The sequence below is a fragment of the Allobosea sp. P5_A5 genome (assembly GCF_056400625.1).
In genome coordinates this window covers 175,585-192,431 of record NZ_JBFUKY010000005.1, presented here as the reverse complement: position 1 = coordinate 192,431, position 16,847 = coordinate 175,585, and the positions used below count along the sequence as shown (strand labels likewise).

Below are 16,847 nucleotides of genomic sequence, written 5' to 3'. Positions count from 1 at the left end.
ATGCTGGACAAAGTCAAGACGAAGCTCGACCCGATCACTGTCGAGGTCATCGGCAGCGCGCTCACCACCATCGTCGAAGAAATGGGCAAGGCGCTCATCCGCGCCGCCTATTCGACCAATATCAAGGAGCGGCAGGACTGCTCGACCGCGCTGTTCGACGCAGCCGGGCGCACCATCGCCCAGGCCGAGCATATCCCGGTGCATCTCGGCTCGCTGCTCGGCATCGCCGAGCACGTCTTCAAGAAGCATGATCTCTCGACTGTGCGGCCGGGAGACGTCTTCGTCGGCAACGATGCCTATACCGGTGGCGGCACCCATCTCAACGACATCGTCTTCCTGGAGCCGATCTTCCATGGCGACACGCTCGTCGCCTGGGTGACGAACCTCGCCCACCATTCCGACTTCGTCGACCGCGGCCACGCCCATATCTTTCAGGAAGGCCTGCGCATCCCGCCGGTCCGGCTCTATCGCGAAGGCGTGCTGCAGGACGATCTGATGCAGCTTATCCTGCTGAACTGCCAGGTCCCGCGCGAGCGCATCAATGACTTCCGGGCCCAGATGGCGGCCAACCGCCTCGGCGTGCAGCGCTACCAGGCGCTCTGCGACAAATACGGGGCCGAGACGGTGCGCGCAGCCGGCGCCCAGGTGCTCGACTATACCGAGCGGCGCACACGGGCCGGTATCTCGCAGATCCCGGACGGCACCTACAGCTTCCGCCACGACTTCGACAGCAACCTGATCGATGGCGTGATGGATTTGAAGGTGGTGATCGAGATCAAGGGCGATGAGATCTTCATCGACTTCCCCGATGCGCCCGAGCAGGTCCGCGCGCCGATCAACATGGTCTATACGGCGCTGCTGGCGACCGTGTATTTCGCCGTGAAGGCGATCGTCGATCCCGATCTGCCGGCCAATGCCGGCTTCCACCGGCCGATCCATGTCTCGGCACCGCTCGGCTCCGTGCTCAATGCGACGCCCCCAGCTGCCGTCTACAGCCGCACCGATATCGGCCAGCGCCTCGTCGACATGATCTTCGCCGCGCTCGCCGATGTCGTTCCCGAGCGGATCGCGGCCGCCTCGACCGGCGGTACGCTTTTGACCACCAGCGGCATTCATCCGCGGACCGGCCGCTTCTACGTTTATAACGAGATGCATGGCGGGGGCATGGGCGCGCGCGCCGACAAGGACGGGCTCGATGGCGTCCAGGTGAACACGACCAACACCGCCAACCTGCCGATCGAGGCGCTTGAGATCGAGCACCCCGTCATGGTGAAATGCTACGAGCTGGTGCAGGATTCCGGCGGGGCCGGGCAATATCGCGGCGGCATGACCTTGCGGCGACGCGTCGAGATGCTCGACCATACCGCGCGCATCTCGGCCGGCGGGACCAACAGCATTGTGCCACCCTTCGGGCTCAAGGGCGGCCAGGATGGCCTGACCGCGCGCGTCGAGCTTTCGCCCGGTGCCAAGCCGCTCGACCGCCGCGCGGGCATCCTGCAGCCGGGCGAATGGGTCGGCATGGTGGCGGCCGGCGGCGGCGGGTTCGGCGACCCCAAGCAGCGCGACCGCGCGCTCGTCGAGCGCGACCTCCGCGAAGAGCGGATTTCGCGCGAGGCAGCCGTGGAAATCTATGGGCTCAAGCTCTGAGGATCGCGTGACCATGGAGGCCGCCGGATGCCGCGCCACCTGACGACCCGCCTCGGCGAAGGCCTGATCGCGATCTGGGGCGTGGTCACGATCGTCTTCGTCGTTTCCCGGCTCCTCGGCGATCCCGCCGTATTGCTGCTGCCGATCGGCGCGACCGAAGCGCAAATGCAAGAGCTGCGCACGCAGCTTGGGCTCGATCAGCCGCTGCTTCAGCAATATCTGACCTTCCTGCTCCATGCGCTGAAGGGCGATTTCGGCCAGTCCTTCCAGTTTGCCCGCCCGGCGCTCGAGGTCGTGCTCGAAAGGCTGCCGGCGACGGCGCTGCTTGCCGGCTGCGCGCTGGCGATCGGCGTACTGGTCGGTGGCATGGCCGGAGCGCTGGCCGCGATCTATCGCGGCTCCGCGATCGAGGGGCTGGTGCTTCTGGTGGCATTGCTCGGCCAGGCCACGCCCTCGTTCTGGCTCGGCATCATGCTGATCCTGCTCTTCGCGGTACAACTCGGCTGGTTCCCGACGGGCGGGTACGGCGAATGGCAGAACCTTGTCCTGCCCTCCGTGACGTTGGCCTGCTTCACCACGGCCAGCATCGCCCGCCTGCTGCGCTCCTCCATGCTCGACGTGATGCGCGACGACTATGTCCGCACGGCCTATGCGAAGGGTCTCAGCCCCCGCCGCGTCTATATCTGGCATGTCGGCCGCAACTCGCTGATCCCGGTCATCACCATGACAGGCATCCTGGCCGGCGAGCTTCTCGGCGGCGCCGCCGTGACCGAGACCGTCTTCTCCTGGCCGGGCGTCGGGCGGCTGATCGTGCAGGCGATCGAGACCAAGGACTTCCCGGTCGTTCAGGCCGGCGTCGCCATGATCTCGACGATCTTCGTCGTCGTCAATCTCCTCGTCGATCTGCTTTATACCCTGATCGATCCGCGCATTCGGCAGGCATCATGAGCTTGCTCTCGTTCTTGCGGCGGCAGAAAGCGAACCGGCTCGGCCTCCTCGGCGCGACGTTGCTGGTGGTTCTGTTGGCGCTGGCTCTTGCGGGTCCCTGGCTCGGCTTGCCCGATCCGACGCGCGGCGATCTGCGCGCGCGAATGCTGGCGCCGACGATCTCCTGGGCCGGGCTCGGTGCCCACCCTTTCGGCACCGACCAGCTTGGTCGCGACATCCTGAGCCGTATCATCGCGGGCAGCCGGGTCACGCTGACGATCGCGGGTTCCGCCGTGATCCTCGGCGGCGTCGTCGGCGTGCTGCTGGGGCTTATCGCGGGGTATTTCGGCGGCTGGTACGACCGCGTGCTGATGCGCTTGGTCGATATCCAGCTGGCCTTTCCCTTGATGCTGCTGGCTCTGCTGGTGGTCGCCGCGCTTGGCCCCGATCTGCATAACCTGATCGCGGTGCTCGCCCTGACGAGCTGGGTCCGCTATGCGCGCATCATCCGGGCGCAAGTCCTGACCGTTCGCGAGCGGGAATTCGTTCAGGCCGCACTGGCGATGGGGGCCGGGCACACCCGCGTGATGCTGCGTCATATCCTGCCCAACGTCCTGACGCCGGCCCTGGTGGTGGCGACGCTCGAACTGGCGCGAACGATCGTCCTGGAGGCCGGGCTGAGCTTCCTCGGCCTCGGCATCCAGCCGCCGTCGCCAAGCTGGGGACGGATGCTCGCCGACGGGCGAACCTATATCGCCAGTGCCTGGTGGATCATCACCCTGCCGGGCATTGCCCTGATGCTGACCGTGTTCAGCATCAATCTCCTAGGCGACTGGCTGCGCGACTGGCTGGACCCGCAAGCGGATCGCCACTGACTGTCAAACCGCCGTCATCGGAGCTGGCACCGGGATGCGGCCATCAAAGCGTGCCTTCGGCAAGCATTTCGCGGGTGAGCCTCAGCCTGGGCACGGCTTCGCTCAATCATCGTTCGACGAGTTGAGCTCCCCCGGCTTCAGGCCCTCGCCGACAGTCGGCATGGCCTGGCGCAGGACCTGATTGATGCGGTCCTGCCACCCGGGGCCACCATCCTGGAAATGCGCGAGCACCTCGCTGTCGATCCGAAGGGTCACCATTTCCTTCGCGCCGGGGACCACGATCCGCTTCTCGGCAGCTGGCGCGGATATCTTGGGCGCGGAAGGCTTGAACAAGGCTTCCGCATTGTCGCGGGCGCTGGTTGGGCGGCGTGTCGTCCTGTCGTTATTCATCGATCGTCCTTCTCCGTTTGCGGAACATATGGGCCTCTGATCCTCAGCGAGTAAATGCCGACCAGTCCGGTCTCGGGGCCGGATTGCCTGATCTCTCGGCTTCGAGGCGCGGAGTTGATGACGAATTGGCCGCTCAGTTCGTCATCGGAGCGAGGGCCGCAGACATCACGATGAAGGCTCGCTGCGCATTGTGACGGTTCGAGGCTCGATTAATATTCGATTTTGGCAAAGTTGCGCCGTGCATCTGGAAATACTTGCCGCTTATAGCTGTCAACAACATCGGATATATTCGATCGATGCCATTTGATGCAATGGAAGCAATTTCAAAGAGGCGAACCTCTCTCTTGGCAATCCAAATAACAACGGTGGAACTTAAAGTAGACCCACGCCGTTGAACAACCGACGCTTTTGCGGCCCACCTCGTATCTTTTTTAAAAATGACCAGCGTTCGCGGGATTGTCGTCGATAGCTTCGATGCCAATCGCCGTTCGGCGCGTCGATGAATGGAACGGAGCGACAGTTGCGTATCGGTATCGTCGCTCACCTGAAGCATGCCATCCGCGAGCCGTTTGCGGGCGGTCTCGAAATGCACACCTCTATGCTGCAGCGTATGCTGCAGAGGCGTGGTCACGAGGTCACGGTTTTCGCCTCATTGCGTTCCGAGCCTGCGGAATGCGTCGAAGCGATCTGCGACGAAACCTCGCTCCTGGAGGTCGGGTGCGACGAGGCGCCCGACAAGGCGTTCTTTCAGGAACACCACGCCTATCTGTCTTTGATGAACGGCTTGCGTCACCGGGCCTTTGACCTGATCCATAACAACTCTCTGCATTACTTGCCTGTCGCGATGGCTGATGCCTTGCCGATGCCGATGGTGACGACCCTGCATACGCCGCCCTTCGCCTGGCTCGAAAGCGGCGTAAGACTTTGCAAGGCCCCGAATGCGACCTTTGTCGCCGTCTCCGAGTCGATCCGGCGCTCCTGGAGCCGGGTCGCGCCTATCGACCATGTGGTGATGAACGGCATCGACCTCGGTCGGTTTGCGTTCCAACGGGTTCCAGCAAGCGAGCCCTACCTTGTCTGGTACGGCCGCATTGTCCCCGAAAAGGGTCTGCATCATGCGATAGCGGCCGCGGACTTGATCGGCGCGACTTTGTTGATAGCCGGGCCTGTCTCCGACCAGGATTATTTCGACCGCGAGGTGTCGCCCCGTCTCAGTGACCGGGTGCGCTATCTCGGTCACCTGCCGCATGCGGAGCTCGCCGGGGTGATCGCCGGGGCTCGCGCCTTTTTGTGTACGCCCTGCTGGGAAGAGCCCTATGGGCTCGTCGTGGCGGAGGCCTTGGCTTGCGGCGTCCCGGTTGCGGCGTTCGCACGGGGCGCCATCCCTGAATTGCTCGACCGCCATTGTGGGGTGCTTGCCATTCCCGACGACGCAGCGTCGCTGGCAGCGGCCGCCTTGTCGGCGCAACAACTGGACCGGGAAGCCTGTCGCCAGCGTGCGGAGCAGCGCTGCGACGCCGAACGAATGATCGACGAATATGAAGCCCTCTACGCCAGAGTAATCGGCAAAGCCGCCGTCGCAAGTGTCGAGACCCAGTTTGCCGCCTGACACGTTTCCGGAAGGGCGAACCTCATGACCACACCCGCGACCAGCCCCGTATGAAGTGCGCTGACCCAAGAAAGCCCACGCGCCCATTTTGCGTGTGTGTCCCGGCGCGGAACGAAGAGCAGCGGCTACCGCTTCTTCTCGATGCGTTGGCCAAGCAGAGCCTCAAGGGGCCGATTGCCGTCGCGATCTGCCTCAACAACACCCGCGACGGCTCGGCGGGGGCGGTCGGCGCGGCGGTGGCCCGCCACTCCCGTTTGAAGATCACGCTCGATATCCGCGAATTTCCGCCGGAACTCGCTCATGCCGGCTCGGCACGAAATGCCGCGATGGCGGTCGGGCTCGACCAGCTTGGCGAATCCGGCGGTGTTCTGGTGACGACGGATGCCGATGCGCGGCCACCATCCGACTGGCTTGCGGCCAATCTCGCGGCAATCCGAGCCGGGGATGAGATCGTCGGAGGCCGGCTTCAACTGGACGAACAGGACGCGATCCCTGCCGGGATCGTGGCCGGCCGCGCCTTGTGGGACCGTTACTGGGCCGCGGTGCGAGCGATCGAGGACGAGTTCGATCCCGTGCCTTGGGATCCGTCGCCGCGTCACGGAGACCATACGGGAGGCAGCCTCGCCATGACGGGCGAGCTCTATCGGAAAGCCGGCGGCGTTCCGTTGCTGGCGAGCGGCGAGGATCGCGCGCTTGTCGAGGCCGCGATCGCTGCAGGAGGCCGGCTTGTCCATCCGATGTCGGTCTGGACCCGTGTTTCGGCGCGCTCTCAGGGGCGGGCCGCCGGCGGCATGGCCTTGATGATGAGCGAAATGGAAGCGTCGCTGTTGCGCGGCGAGCCGTTGAGAGCGCCTTCGCTCGACCATTGGCGGCAGCGAGCGCAGTGGCGTCGCGGCCTGCGCGACGCGCTCGCCGATCCGGCGACGATCATAGCGGCAGAGCGGACATTGCCGCCGATGCCGCATGACTGCGATCTCGCTCTGATCGGACTGCGGCCATGACGCGCCCGATCGGCTATTATGTGCATCACCACGGCGATGGTCATCGCCAGCGTGCGCTCGCGATCGCGCGTGCCGCACCGGGCCTGCTGACGCTGATCGGCACTGGCCTGGCGGGGCGAACTCAGGACGTCGCGTCTATCGATCTGCCGGACGATCGGCCCGTCGGCAGCCGCGCGTTTGATGGGCGGGACGATGCGCCCGACCGGCCCTTGGCCTTGCATTACGCGCCGCTCGACCATGACGGCGTTCGCCGACGTACGGCGCTGGTCGCAGCCTGGATCGAGCGCGAGAAGCCCGCTCTTCTGATCGTCGACGTGTCCGTCGAGATCGCGATGCTGGCGCGTCTCGCGGCCACCCCGACGGTGTATGTCCGGCTGAGCGGGTTGAGGGACGACGCCGCGCATCTGGAAGCCTTTCGCGGCGCCCGCGCGCTGTTGGCGCCGTTTCATCGCGATCTGGACGAGCCCGCCACACCCGATTGGGTCCGTCGGAAGACCATCTATGCTTCAGGTTTGGGCGGCAGGGTCCCCGCGGTGTCGCATCCCCAGCTTCGAACCATCCTCGTGGTTTACGGCAAGGGCGGGCCGGACGGCAGCGGCGAGGATTTGGCTAAGGCCGCCCGCGCGACGCCGAAATGGCGATGGCGCGCGATGGGCCCGATCACGCCGCCGTCCGACACTCCAGACAATTTGACCCTGCTCGGCTGGGTGGATGACCCGGCATCGGAGATCGCCGCAGCGAGCGTGGTCGTGGGTGCGGCGGGGGACGGTCTTGTCAACGCCGTGCTGGCGCACGACCGTCCCTTCATTTGCCTGCCGCAGTCGCGCCCCTTCGACGAGCAGCGCTCGAAGGCGCGTCGTTTGAAGGCGCTGGGTTCGGCCATCGTGCTCGATGACTGGCCGCAGCCCTCGCGATGGCCGGAGCTGATCGCCGCAGCGCAGGCGCTTGACCCGCAATCCCGGCAGCGCCTGCGCGATCCGGATGGGCCGGCCAAAGCAGCGCGATTTCTGGTCGCGACAGCCGCAGGAGAGACCGTTCATGGCGATCACTGAACACGGCCGATCTCAGTCCCATGCGGGCTCATCGACCCCGGTGCATGACTTCATGCCACGAATACGTGCCCTGTTTCCGCGTCTCATTGAGTCTGGCGCGCGCTATGACGCTGCGCCGCTCTTCCCGCTTGAAAGCGTCGAGGCGTTGCGGTCCGCGAAACTGCACCAAATTTTTGCGCCTCCCGAGAGCGGCGGCGAGACTTTTGTCGATGCCCGCGCCGAAAACACCGCGATGATGAACGCGCTTCGTTTGGTCGGGCGCGCCGATCTCAGCCTTGGCCGGATTTTCGAAGGCCACATCAATGCGATGAAGCTCTTTGCCTGGTTCGGATCCCCGCATCAGAAGACGCAGCTGGCGCGAAGCCTCCAGGCAGGCGCCTTCTACGGCGTCTGGGCAACCGAGCCGCCGCCCGGCGTCGCCTTGGCACGAGACGCCGAGGGCTGGCTGCTTTCAGGCTCGAAAGCCTTCGCCACAGGGGCAGGCGGCCTCGCTCATGCCATCGTCACCACGCGCACCGCAAGCGGCGCAACGCGCCTGGTCGTCGTGCCGGCCGATCAGCCCGACCGGGCCGATCTGACGCGGTGGCGCGTGCGGGGTATGCGCGCAACCGGCAGCGGCAGCTACGATCTCACCGGCTTCAGACCCGGTGACAGCGAGCTTCTGGGCGGGGAAGGCGATTATGGCCGGGAGCCGCGCTTTACCGCAGGCGCGTGGCGCTTTTTGGCAGTCCAGCTCGGCGGCGTCGAGGCTTTGTTGGCCGAGACGCGGGCGGCGATGTCCGATCCGGCGCGCGCCGATCCGCTACAGCGGGTCAAGTTCGCCGAGGCCGTGGTGGCGGCGCGCACGGCCTATCTCTGGGTCCGCGAGGCGGCACAGCGCGCGGCGGACGACGCGCCTGATGCCCCGGAGTTCGTTCGCATGACGCGCGGCGTCGTCGAACGCGCGGCGCTGGACGTGATGGAACTGGCGGCCCGGATCGTCGGCACGCGCAGCGCGTTCGACGGCCAGCGCATCGACAAGATCATTCGCGATCTCAGCCTGTACCTTCGTCAGGCCGGGCCCGATTACGCCCGCGATCAAGCGGCGATCGCCTGGCTCGATCACGACGTCTGGGGAGAGGATGACCGCTTGTGGTGATGCCGGCTCTCTCCGCTCGCCGCCTCGACGCGTGCTCGATGGCGCGCGTGCGCTGGCTCGTGATCGCGCCGCATGCCGACGATGAGACGCTAGGCTGCGGCGCCTTGATCGCGCAAGCGGCGAGCCGCAACACGCTGGCGGGCGTGGTGGTCCTGACGAATGGCGCGGGATCGCACAGCCATGACGATCAGGCCTCGCGCGCAAGGTTGATCGCGGCACGACGCCATGAGGCTTCGCTCGCCGTCCGGCATCTGGCAGGGTCACAGGCGCCGCAGCCGGTGTTTCTCGACTGGCCGGATGCGCGGCCCTTTACGCCTGGCTCGCCCGACTTCGAAAGGACACGCCGGACGCTGGTGGGGTTCTGCCGGCGCCATCGCGTCGACGCCATTGCCGTCACGGCTCGTCACGAGCCGCATTGCGATCACGAGGCAGCCTTAGAATTGGCGAGGGCTGTCGCGCAGACGGCGAGACGGCCGGTCTCGATCGTCGAGTACATCGTCTGGGCGAGCACGCCGCCGGGCGCCGGCTATCGCACGATTCGCACGGCGCCGATGCCGCTCGGCCAGCGAAATCGCGCCTTGGCCGCCCATCGCAGCCAGATCACGCCGCTGTTCGGAGAGGGCTTCCGCCTCTCCGCCGAGAAGCTGCGGATGCCCGCCTTCGACCTGCTGTATCAAAGGATCGGACGATATGCGCGCGCCGACTAGCCTGCCGCCGAGCTATTTCGAGACCATGTTCGCCGGCGATATCGACCCCTGGCGGTTCGAGACGAGCCCTTATGAGCAGGCCAAATATGCCCATACGATCGCCTCGCTAGGAGGCCGCCGTTACCAAAACGCTTTCGAGATCGGCTGCGCCACGGGCGTCCTGACCGAACGCCTGGCGGCGCATTGCGACAGGCTTCTGGCGGTCGATGTCAGCGAGACTGCGCTCGCCCGCGCACAGACGCGCTGCGCATCGAGCCATCATGTCGCCTTCGCCCGGATGATGTTTCCGCGCGAGGCACCCGGTACAGGAGGGTTTGATCTGACAGTGCTGTCGGAGGTTGCGTATTACTGGGACCAGCCGGATCTGGCGCTCGCCGGGCAGCAGATCGCCCGTATCCTCGAGCCCGGCGGTGATCTGGTTCTCGTGCACTGGACGGGCGAGACGGACTATCCTGTGACCGGAGATGACGCGGTCCAGGCATTGGGGCGATCGCTCGATGGCCGGGTCGACGCGATCATCAGCGAGCGAACGACCCAATACAGGCTCGATGTCTGGCGCCGGCGCCCGGAATGATCAGCGTTCTCACTCTGGTCAAGAACCGTGAATCCCATCTGCGGCGCCTGGTCGAAGGATTGGAACGCAGTGTGGAGCGTCCGGCCGAGCTGGTCATCGTCGATATGAGCGACACCCCGATCGCCTGTCCCGTCACCGGCTTTCCAACCGTTATGATCCGTCACGAAACCAGCGGCCTGCCGCTGGCGCAAGCGCGCAACCTTGCGGCCAGACGGGCGACCTCGCCGCGTTTGCTGTTCCTCGATGTCGATTGCATTCCCTCCAGAAGCTTGTCGGGCGTCATGGACGACGCGCTCTCGCAACAGGATGCGCTGATCTGTGCCGAAATCCTCTATCTCGGCCCCGACGATCTCGGAGACGGGCCTTGGAACGAAGAGGCACTGGTTCAAGCCGGCGTGCGCCATCCCATACGCGCCTTCCCGGCGCGGGGACTGGCCCGCGAAGACAATCCAGGCCTGTTCTGGTCGCTGGCTTTCGGTGTGAGCGCAGACACCTTTTGCCGGCTAGGCGGCTTCGACGAGGCGTTCTCGGGCTATGGTGCCGAGGATACCGACTTCGGTTTTGCGGCGCGAAAAGCGGGGGTCGATCTGCTCTTCCTTGGCGGCGTGCCGGTCTTTCACCAGTATCATGGGGTCGTCGACCCGCCGCTTCAGCATTTTGCCGACATCATCCGCAACGCCACGATCTTTCATCGGAAATGGGACGTCTGGCCGATGGAAGGCTGGCTCAATCAGTTTCGCGACCAGGGCCTGATCGTCTGGAATGAAGCGAGGATCGAGATCCTCAGGCCACCGACTGCGGAAGACCGGGCCAAGGCCGCCGGCAAGCCCGGCGCCAGATTCTAGCAGCGCGCGAGGCATGCAGCGCCTCGCAGACTGGGCCGAACATAGTGGCGGGCGAAGCAGCTTGAGCCGAACGCATGAAAAAGGCCCCGGTGTCGCCACCGGGGCCTTGTCGATTATCCGCAGCCTTTAGACGACAGGCGGACGATAGGGACCTGCGTTTTCGTCGAAGCGGTCCCAGCCGCCGGCGCGATAGTCGGCTTCGCGCGTCGTCCGGTCGATCGGCGTTGCGCCATCGAGGATGGCTTCGACCGTGGCTTCGTGCTCGGGCGCGGTGCGGACGGACACGACCGAGCCGCCACGGCGAACCGTCTCGGCGTAATATTCGGCCTCGTCCTTGTCGTGCCCTTCCTTGACGAACGAGCCCACGAGCCCACCGGCGGCGGCGCCAGCGACAGCGCCTACCGCGGTCGAGGCGAGCCAGCCGGCAGCGACGACCGGTCCTATACCGGGAATGGCGAGCATTCCGAGGCCGGCAAGCAGGCCTGCCGCGCCGCCGACCCCCGCACCGATCCCGGCGCCCTCCGAAGCATTGGTTTCGTCAGCCTCGCCATTGCGGCCGACCACGCTGATGTCGCTGCTGGAGATGCCTGCGGCCTCCAACTGCTCGACAACGGCGCGAGCGGTTTCATGGTTATCGTAGGAACGGGTGATGGTCCGGGTCATGTCAGTCTCCAATTTTCGGGGTGCGAGCGGCACGGGTCAGTTGCGGACAATGTTGCCGCGGTAATCGACGGAGACGTTGACCTTGGCCCCGGAATGCATGGCCATCCCTTTCCAGATGCCGTTGTCGTCCTTCTTCAAGGCGCTGACGTCGGAATAGCCATTCGCTTCGAGCCGGCTTTTCGCCTGGCCCTCGGTAAAGCTGTTGGCACCGGGAAGCGGCGCATTCTTGTCGGCGTCAGCCTTCGGTGCGGGCGTCGGAGCCGTCGTCGATGTCTGGGCCAAGGCGCCAAAGGACGTCGCAGAGGCGATCAGCGTGGCGATAATGAGCTTTTTCATCGATGTCTCCTGAGCAGATGCGGTGTTGCCGCAGTGATCAGAAAACGGGCTTGCGGCTGATTCTGTTCCGAGGAAATGAATGTCGCCGGCTAAAAATGGCAAGCTGTGGTCCTGACCGCCCGCGTTTCAAGCATTCGATCGCGAGTACGCGCCGTCTGCAGGGTACGACGTATTCGGCGGTGCTTCCGACCAGCGCTGCTGATCGTACGATGACGCACGCAGTGCACGAGGCGTGCAACGTCGTTCGGTCGGAGCAGGTTGCACCATTGACCCGCCGGTTCTTGCGCCGGGTGGCGGCCCTGATGTGGGGCCTGCGACAACCATTCCTGCGGCTAGGCCATCGGCCTGCTGCCATCGCTTCGGGAGATCGAGCATGTTCCTACGTGTCGACAGACTTCAGATTGAACTGCCAGCTCCGCTGAAGCCGGACCCCAATGCCGCAGCCGCCCTGCAGGAGTTGCTCGGCGGCAAATACGGCGAGATGTCGACGCTCGGAAACTACATGTTTCAGAGTTTCAATTTTCGCTCCAAGAGCAAGCTGCGGCCCTTCTACAGCCTCGTGGCGGCCATCACGGCAGAAGAGCTTGGACATGTCGAGCTGGTGAGCAACGGCGTCGCCATGCTGGCCAATGGACCGGACGTGCCGGACGGCGATGAAGGGGATGGCGGCGACATCTCCGATGCCCCGTTTGAGGCCATGACCGATATGCGGCTGGCCGGCGCCTTCTACTCGAATGGCGGCGGCGCCATGCCGGTCAACAGCAACGGCATGTCTTGGAATGCCGACATGGTGACAACAACCGGAAATGTGGTCGTCGATCTCCTACATAATTTTCATCTCGAATGTGGAGCGCGGCTGCACAAGCTGCGGGTCTATGAGAGCCTGACCGACCCGACAGGCCGCGAGGTCTGCGGTTATCTGCTGGTGAGGGGTTCTGTTCACGCGCACGCCTACGCGCTGGCTTTGAAGAAAATAACCGGTGTCGATCTCGACAAGTTTCTTCCGACCCCGAACATCCCTCTCGACAAGATACCCGAGTGCCAGAAGTACCTGGCCGAGGGCTCGCACCGCAGGCTCTACACCTTCAGCCAGGACGACTATCAGGAGATGGCCGGTATCTGGGGCAACGGTGAAGTTGCGCTGCCGACCGACCCGCCCGGCGAACTGGAGATCGTGGAAGGCATGCCCGATGGCGGCAAAATACACGACCTGACCGGCATTCCGTCGGCGTTCACACCGGATTATGCCCCCGAAGAAATGTTCGAGATCGCGCAGAAGCTCTACAAAAAATCACGATGATGTTCGAAGCGCCGGGTACAGGTGCCTGTCACCGGCAGCGAATGGATCCCTGTGACGGCGGAAGCGCGCGGGGCGCTTCCGCAAGCGGTGATCGTCTATATGTTTACTCGTAGAGCGGCCTGAGCAAGGCGACGCCGGTCAGACGATCTCGCCGGCTCGCCTAGGCGCCGAACCGCATCTCCGGCAGGCCGCTGATGCCGAGGTCATAGATCGCGAACAGCGAGCCACGCTGCGCGCCGTCGCCGGGGAAACGCGGCAAGGGCGGCTTGGCCATCGATGTGACGAAGAGGATATCGAGGTTCGGGCCGCCGAACATGACGCTCGTCACTTTCTTGACCGGCATGTCGATGATGCGGTCGACGCTGCCGTCCGGCGCGTAGCGGAAGAGGCGCCCGTCATAGACCAGAGCGTTCCAAAGAAAGCCCTCGGCATCAACGGTCGAGCCGTCCGCCGCGCCGCCCTTTGAGGTATCGACCTTGGCGAAGACCCGGCGGTTTGTCGCCGCGCCCGTCTCAAGATCGTAGTCATAGGCCCAGATTTCGCCCGACCATGTGTCTTGGAAATAGAAGGTCGCGCCGTTCGGGCTCCAGCACGGGCCGTTCGAGCAGACGATGCCGGTGTCGAGCTTCGTAACCTTGAAGTCGGTCGAGAGGCTGTAGAGCGCGCCGTTGGCGCCTTCCTCCTGCGTGTCCATTGACCCCGCAACGAAGCGGCCCCGCCTGTCGACCTTGCCGTCGTTCAGGCGGTTCGCGGGCTGGTCCGGCTCCGGGTCGTGGATCGGCGTGACCTCGCCGGACTTGAAATCCAGCGTATGGAAGCCGCGTTGCAGCGAGACGATCGCGCCTTGCCCGTCCTTGCGCAGCGCCATCGAGCCGATCTTCTGCGGCACGTCCCATGCGCGGACCTCCCGCCCATCGACGGTCGAGCGGAAGACCCGGCCATCGAAGGAATCGATCCAGTAGAGCCGCTCCTGCTCGACATCCCAAAGCGGGCCTTCGCCGAGCGTCGTCTTGACGTCGACCAGCACTTCGATGCGCATATCCGTCTCCTGTCCTATCCCTTGTCCTGCATCGACCTGTCCCGAAAACCGCGCTCCGCGCTTCGGGTCGATGCGTTCAGAACGCGACCTTGTCGCCGCCCTTGAGGTTCAGCATCTCGCGCGCCTCGTCGGGCGTCGCGATCTCCAGCCCCAGCCCTTCCAGGATCATCCGCACCCGGCGCACCTGGGCGGCATTGGTCTCGGCCAGCCGTCCCGGTCCGAGCCAGAGACTGTCCTCCAGCCCGACGCGGACATGGCCGCCCTGGGCTGCGGCGATGGCGGCGATGTTCATCTGGTTGCGGCCCGCGCCGAGCACGGACCAGCGGTAATCGTCGCCGAACAGCCGGTCGGCCGTGCGCTTCATATGGGCGATATCGTCGGGGTGGTTTCCGATGCCGCCCTGCAGGCCGAACACGGTCTGGATGAAGAGCGGCCCCTGCACCAGTCCACGATCGAGGAAGTATTTCAGGTTGTAGAGATGGGCGGTGTCGTAGCACTCGAACTCGAAGCGCGTGCCGCTGCCGGCGCAGGTCGTCAGGATGTGCTCGATCTGGCCGAAGGTGTTGCGGAAGATGATTTCCTTGTTGGCGAGATAGGTCCGCTCCCACTCGTGCTTCAGGTCCTTGAACCGGTCGAGCATGCCAAACAGCCCGAAATTCATCGAACCGAGATTGAGCGAGGCGAGTTCCGGCTTGAAGGTCGCGGCCGGCTTGACCCGCTCCTCAATCGTCATGGTCGGTGCGCCACCGGTGGTGATGTTGACGACGCAGTCGCTGCGCTGGCGAATGATCGGCAGGAAGCGTGCGAAGGCCTCCGGCGTCTGGTCCGGCGCGCCAGTCTGCGGGTCGCGCGCATGGAGGTGGACGATCGCGGCGCCGGCCTCGGCCGCGCCGATCGCGGCGTCCGCGATCTCCTCCGGCGTTACCGGCAGAAAAGGCGACATCGAGGGCGTATGGATCGCGCCGGTGACGGCGCAGGAGATGATGACCTTGCGGGGCTTCGCCATGATGGGCTCCTATTCTCCGATGTCGCGCGCGGCGGCGCGCTTGTGGGCAGCAAGCGCCATCAGGCGCCGGTCCCGCCAGATCTGGCGCTTGTCGAGTTCGTCGCGGGAGAGGCGTGCGGCACGCTGACCCTCGACGGTGTCCATCAGCGGCCCGGTCCAGTCGGCGCGGCGGCCGGCGAGCTCGTCGGCGATGCCGCTGTAGATGTGCTGGTAGCGCTGGGCGTAATCGCGCACGCCGCCGGGCGCATTGAGGTCGATCGTCTCGAACGGCCCGATGAAGGACCAGCGCAGCGCCAGCCCCTCGCGAATGCCGATGTCGACATCCTCGACATCGGCGATGCCGTCTGCCACGAGCCTGAAGGCTTCGTCGAGGAGCGCGCCCTGCATCCGGTTCATGATGAAGCCGTCGATTTCGCGCTTCATCACCAGCGGCTGCTGACCGCAGTCTCGCATGAAGGCTGCCGCGCGCTCGACGGTATCAGGCGCCGTCCAGGGCGAGGGGCAGATCTCGACGGCCGGCACGAGATAGGGCGGATTGATCGGGTGGCAGACCAGGCAGCGCGCGCGGCTTGCAACCTGCTCCATGAACCGCGAGGGCAGGATCGCCGAGGTCGAGCTGGCGATCACGGCGCCGGCCGGCGCCACCCGGTCGAGCTCGGCGAAGATCTCCCGTTTGCTTTCAACGATTTCGGCCGTGCTTTCCTGCACATGAATCGCATCCGCGACAGCATTAGTGAGGTTCGTGACCGGCCGCATCCGGGCCAGAACCGTGGCCGGCTCCTGGCCGGCGAGAAGGTCGTTGGTCGCGAGTTCCGGGAGCATAGAGGCGGCGAATTCCAGGGCCGCCTGGGGCGCGCGCCGATCACGATCCCACAGGGCGACTTCGTACCCGGCGCGAGCGAAGCTGATCGCCCAGGAGCGGCCGATCAGGCCCGATCCGACGATACACGTCTTCATAGCGACTCCAGATTGCCGTCGACGGGGAAGGACTGGCCGGAAAGGTTCTCGCCCGCCGGCGTCAACAGGAACAGCGCCATCGCCGCGACGTCCTCGGCCTCTGTCATGCGACGCAGCGAGATGCGCTGGAGATACTGTTCGCGCATGGCCTCGAATGAGACGCCGACCTGCTCGGCCCGCGCCTGGATGACACCGTCCATGCGCGGCCCCTTGATGATGCCGGGCAGGATCGCGTTGACGCGAATGTTGGACGGGCCCAGCTCCTTGGCGAGAGACTGCGTCAGTCCGATGATACCCCATTTCGCCGCCGAATAGGGGGTACGGAAAGCATAGCCGAAGCGCCCGGCCGATGAGGACATGTTGACGATGGCGCCGCCGCCCGCCGTCTTCAGCATCGGCACGGCGAGCCGAGTGCAAAGGAACTGGCCGGTGAGGCAGATGTCGATGGTGCGCCGCCACTCGGCCGGGTCGATCTCGTCGACGCCACAGGTCGGACCGGCGATGCCGGCATTGTTGATCAACGCATCAAGGCCGCCCAGAGCCGTCTGCGCTTCGTCGAAAAGCCGGGCGACATCGGCGTCATCAGCGACGTCGCACCGCGTCGCGCCGTGGCCGGGATGCGCGGCGCGGAAGTCGGCGAGGTGGCCCTCGTCGATATCGCAGATATGGACCCGCGCCCCGTTCTCGATCAACAGGTCGGCGATGGCGCGGCCGATGCCGGAGGCGCCGGCGGTGACGACGACGCGAAGGCCGGGCTTGAGCGCGAGTGCGGACATCCTCG

General features: G+C 65.2%; 19 protein-coding genes. 11 read left to right on the top strand and 8 right to left on the bottom strand.

The features are described from left to right. Genes AC1DR6_RS12505 through AC1DR6_RS12495 form a run of 3 tightly spaced genes read left to right on the top strand, consistent with a single transcriptional unit; the run spans position 1 to position 3,449 of the window. Complete coding sequence (locus AC1DR6_RS12505; protein WP_476829558.1) at positions 1–1,647, top strand: hydantoinase B/oxoprolinase family protein; 1,647 nt, start codon at positions 1–3, stop codon at positions 1,645–1,647. Positions 1,648–1,674: 27 nt separating this feature from the next. Then, complete coding sequence (locus tag AC1DR6_RS12500; protein ID WP_476829557.1) at positions 1,675–2,595, top strand: ABC transporter permease; 921 nt, start codon at positions 1,675–1,677, stop codon at positions 2,593–2,595. After that, positions 2,592–3,449 carry an ABC transporter permease gene (locus AC1DR6_RS12495; protein WP_476829556.1) on the top strand — a complete coding sequence of 286 codons (858 nt, stop codon included), beginning with the start codon at positions 2,592–2,594 and terminating at the stop codon, positions 3,447–3,449. Before AC1DR6_RS12500 ends, AC1DR6_RS12495 begins: the two co-directional genes overlap by 4 nt. Positions 3,450–3,551: 102 nt before the next feature. Here AC1DR6_RS12495 and AC1DR6_RS12490 read toward each other — a convergent pair whose 3' ends face one another. Together AC1DR6_RS12490 and AC1DR6_RS12485 are read right to left on the bottom strand one after the other, a co-directional pair. Further along, positions 3,552–3,839, bottom strand: coding sequence for a BrnA antitoxin family protein (locus AC1DR6_RS12490; protein ID WP_476829555.1), 288 nt, complete (start codon positions 3,837–3,839; stop codon positions 3,552–3,554). Positions 3,840–3,972: 133 nt separating this feature from the next. After that, complete coding sequence (locus AC1DR6_RS12485) at positions 3,973–4,383, bottom strand: hypothetical protein (protein ID WP_476829554.1); 411 nt, start codon at positions 4,381–4,383, stop codon at positions 3,973–3,975. Here AC1DR6_RS12485 and AC1DR6_RS12480 point away from each other — a divergent pair. The 7 genes from AC1DR6_RS12480 to AC1DR6_RS12450 are packed head-to-tail and all read left to right on the top strand — an operon-like array spanning position 4,360 to position 10,765. Continuing rightward, on the top strand, positions 4,360–5,448 hold the full coding sequence (locus AC1DR6_RS12480) for a glycosyltransferase (RefSeq protein ID WP_476829553.1): 1,089 nt from the start codon (positions 4,360–4,362) through the stop codon (positions 5,446–5,448). The two genes, AC1DR6_RS12485 and AC1DR6_RS12480, sit on opposite strands and share 24 nt — an antisense overlap. 50 nt (positions 5,449–5,498) lie before the next feature. Continuing rightward, on the top strand, positions 5,499–6,449 hold the full coding sequence (locus tag AC1DR6_RS12475; RefSeq protein ID WP_476829552.1) for a glycosyltransferase: 951 nt from the start codon (positions 5,499–5,501) through the stop codon (positions 6,447–6,449). Next, positions 6,446–7,501 (top strand): glycosyltransferase, encoded by a 1,056-nt coding sequence (locus tag AC1DR6_RS12470; protein ID WP_476829551.1) that lies wholly within the window; start codon positions 6,446–6,448, stop codon positions 7,499–7,501. The genes AC1DR6_RS12475 and AC1DR6_RS12470 overlap by 4 nt, the downstream gene beginning before the upstream one ends. After that, complete coding sequence (locus AC1DR6_RS12465; RefSeq protein ID WP_476829550.1) at positions 7,488–8,639, top strand: acyl-CoA dehydrogenase family protein; 1,152 nt, start codon at positions 7,488–7,490, stop codon at positions 8,637–8,639. Before AC1DR6_RS12470 ends, AC1DR6_RS12465 begins: the two co-directional genes overlap by 14 nt. Continuing rightward, positions 8,639–9,346 (top strand): PIG-L deacetylase family protein, encoded by a 708-nt coding sequence (locus tag AC1DR6_RS12460; protein ID WP_476829549.1) that lies wholly within the window; start codon positions 8,639–8,641, stop codon positions 9,344–9,346. The genes AC1DR6_RS12465 and AC1DR6_RS12460 overlap by 1 nt, the downstream gene beginning before the upstream one ends. Next, positions 9,330–9,920: a class I SAM-dependent DNA methyltransferase gene (locus tag AC1DR6_RS12455; RefSeq protein WP_476829548.1), complete on the top strand. Its 591-nt coding sequence runs from the start codon at positions 9,330–9,332 to the stop codon at positions 9,918–9,920. Before AC1DR6_RS12460 ends, AC1DR6_RS12455 begins: the two co-directional genes overlap by 17 nt. Then, entirely contained in the window at positions 9,917–10,765 is an 849-nt protein-coding gene (locus AC1DR6_RS12450; protein WP_476829547.1) for a glycosyltransferase family 2 protein, read from the top strand. The genes AC1DR6_RS12455 and AC1DR6_RS12450 overlap by 4 nt, the downstream gene beginning before the upstream one ends. A gap of 126 nt (positions 10,766–10,891) precedes the next feature. Here AC1DR6_RS12450 and AC1DR6_RS12445 read toward each other — a convergent pair whose 3' ends face one another. Further along, positions 10,892–11,428 carry a hypothetical protein gene (locus AC1DR6_RS12445; RefSeq protein ID WP_476829546.1) on the bottom strand — a complete coding sequence of 179 codons (537 nt, stop codon included), beginning with the start codon at positions 11,426–11,428 and terminating at the stop codon, positions 10,892–10,894. 36 nt (positions 11,429–11,464) lie between these two features. Further along, positions 11,465–11,866, bottom strand: a complete 402-nt coding sequence (locus tag AC1DR6_RS12440; protein ID WP_476829545.1) for a PepSY domain-containing protein — start codon at positions 11,864–11,866, stop codon at positions 11,465–11,467. A gap of 271 nt (positions 11,867–12,137) precedes the next feature. Here AC1DR6_RS12440 and AC1DR6_RS12435 point away from each other — a divergent pair, with 271 nt between their 5' ends. After that, positions 12,138–13,064 (top strand): manganese catalase family protein, encoded by a 927-nt coding sequence (locus AC1DR6_RS12435; protein ID WP_476829544.1) that lies wholly within the window; start codon positions 12,138–12,140, stop codon positions 13,062–13,064. A gap of 160 nt (positions 13,065–13,224) precedes the next feature. On the opposite strand, the gene AC1DR6_RS12430 is transcribed toward AC1DR6_RS12435, so the two are convergent. From AC1DR6_RS12430 to AC1DR6_RS12415, 4 genes are all read right to left on the bottom strand, one after another. After that, positions 13,225–14,103 carry an SMP-30/gluconolactonase/LRE family protein gene (locus tag AC1DR6_RS12430; protein ID WP_476829543.1) on the bottom strand — a complete coding sequence of 293 codons (879 nt, stop codon included), beginning with the start codon at positions 14,101–14,103 and terminating at the stop codon, positions 13,225–13,227. A 76-nt stretch (positions 14,104–14,179) separates the two neighbouring features. Then, complete coding sequence (gene kce / locus AC1DR6_RS12425) at positions 14,180–15,109, bottom strand: 3,5-dioxohexanoate:acetyl-CoA acetone transferase (protein ID WP_476829542.1); 930 nt, start codon at positions 15,107–15,109, stop codon at positions 14,180–14,182. Between the two features lie 9 nt (positions 15,110–15,118). After that, complete coding sequence (locus AC1DR6_RS12420; RefSeq protein WP_476829541.1) at positions 15,119–16,066, bottom strand: 3-hydroxyacyl-CoA dehydrogenase; 948 nt, start codon at positions 16,064–16,066, stop codon at positions 15,119–15,121. After that, positions 16,063–16,842: an SDR family oxidoreductase gene (locus AC1DR6_RS12415; protein ID WP_476829540.1), complete on the bottom strand. Its 780-nt coding sequence runs from the start codon at positions 16,840–16,842 to the stop codon at positions 16,063–16,065. The genes AC1DR6_RS12420 and AC1DR6_RS12415 overlap by 4 nt, the downstream gene beginning before the upstream one ends. Positions 16,843–16,847 lie beyond the last annotated feature (5 nt).

Bases quoted from the DNA above. Each gene is read 5' to 3' on its own strand.
- AC1DR6_RS12505 (WP_476829558.1), top strand. From the start codon at position 1: ATGCTGGACAAAGTCAAGACGAAGCTCGACCCGATCACTGTCGAGGTC.
- AC1DR6_RS12500 (WP_476829557.1), top strand. From the start codon at position 1,675: ATGCCGCGCCACCTGACGACCCGCCTCGGCGAAGGCCTGATCGCGATC.
- AC1DR6_RS12495 (WP_476829556.1), top strand. From the start codon at position 2,592: ATGAGCTTGCTCTCGTTCTTGCGGCGGCAGAAAGCGAACCGGCTCGGC.
- AC1DR6_RS12490 (WP_476829555.1), bottom strand. From the start codon at position 3,839: ATGAATAACGACAGGACGACACGCCGCCCAACCAGCGCCCGCGACAAT.
- AC1DR6_RS12475 (WP_476829552.1), top strand. From the start codon at position 5,499: ATGAAGTGCGCTGACCCAAGAAAGCCCACGCGCCCATTTTGCGTGTGT.
- AC1DR6_RS12470 (WP_476829551.1), top strand. From the start codon at position 6,446: ATGACGCGCCCGATCGGCTATTATGTGCATCACCACGGCGATGGTCAT.
- AC1DR6_RS12465 (WP_476829550.1), top strand. From the start codon at position 7,488: ATGGCGATCACTGAACACGGCCGATCTCAGTCCCATGCGGGCTCATCG.
- AC1DR6_RS12460 (WP_476829549.1), top strand. From the start codon at position 8,639: ATGCCGGCTCTCTCCGCTCGCCGCCTCGACGCGTGCTCGATGGCGCGC.
- AC1DR6_RS12455 (WP_476829548.1), top strand. From the start codon at position 9,330: ATGCGCGCGCCGACTAGCCTGCCGCCGAGCTATTTCGAGACCATGTTC.
- AC1DR6_RS12450 (WP_476829547.1), top strand. From the start codon at position 9,917: ATGATCAGCGTTCTCACTCTGGTCAAGAACCGTGAATCCCATCTGCGG.
- AC1DR6_RS12445 (WP_476829546.1), bottom strand. From the start codon at position 11,428: ATGACCCGGACCATCACCCGTTCCTACGATAACCATGAAACCGCTCGC.
- AC1DR6_RS12435 (WP_476829544.1), top strand. From the start codon at position 12,138: ATGTTCCTACGTGTCGACAGACTTCAGATTGAACTGCCAGCTCCGCTG.
- AC1DR6_RS12430 (WP_476829543.1), bottom strand. From the start codon at position 14,103: ATGCGCATCGAAGTGCTGGTCGACGTCAAGACGACGCTCGGCGAAGGC.
- kce (WP_476829542.1), bottom strand. From the start codon at position 15,109: ATGGCGAAGCCCCGCAAGGTCATCATCTCCTGCGCCGTCACCGGCGCG.
- AC1DR6_RS12420 (WP_476829541.1), bottom strand. From the start codon at position 16,066: ATGAAGACGTGTATCGTCGGATCGGGCCTGATCGGCCGCTCCTGGGCG.
- AC1DR6_RS12415 (WP_476829540.1), bottom strand. From the start codon at position 16,842: ATGTCCGCACTCGCGCTCAAGCCCGGCCTTCGCGTCGTCGTCACCGCC.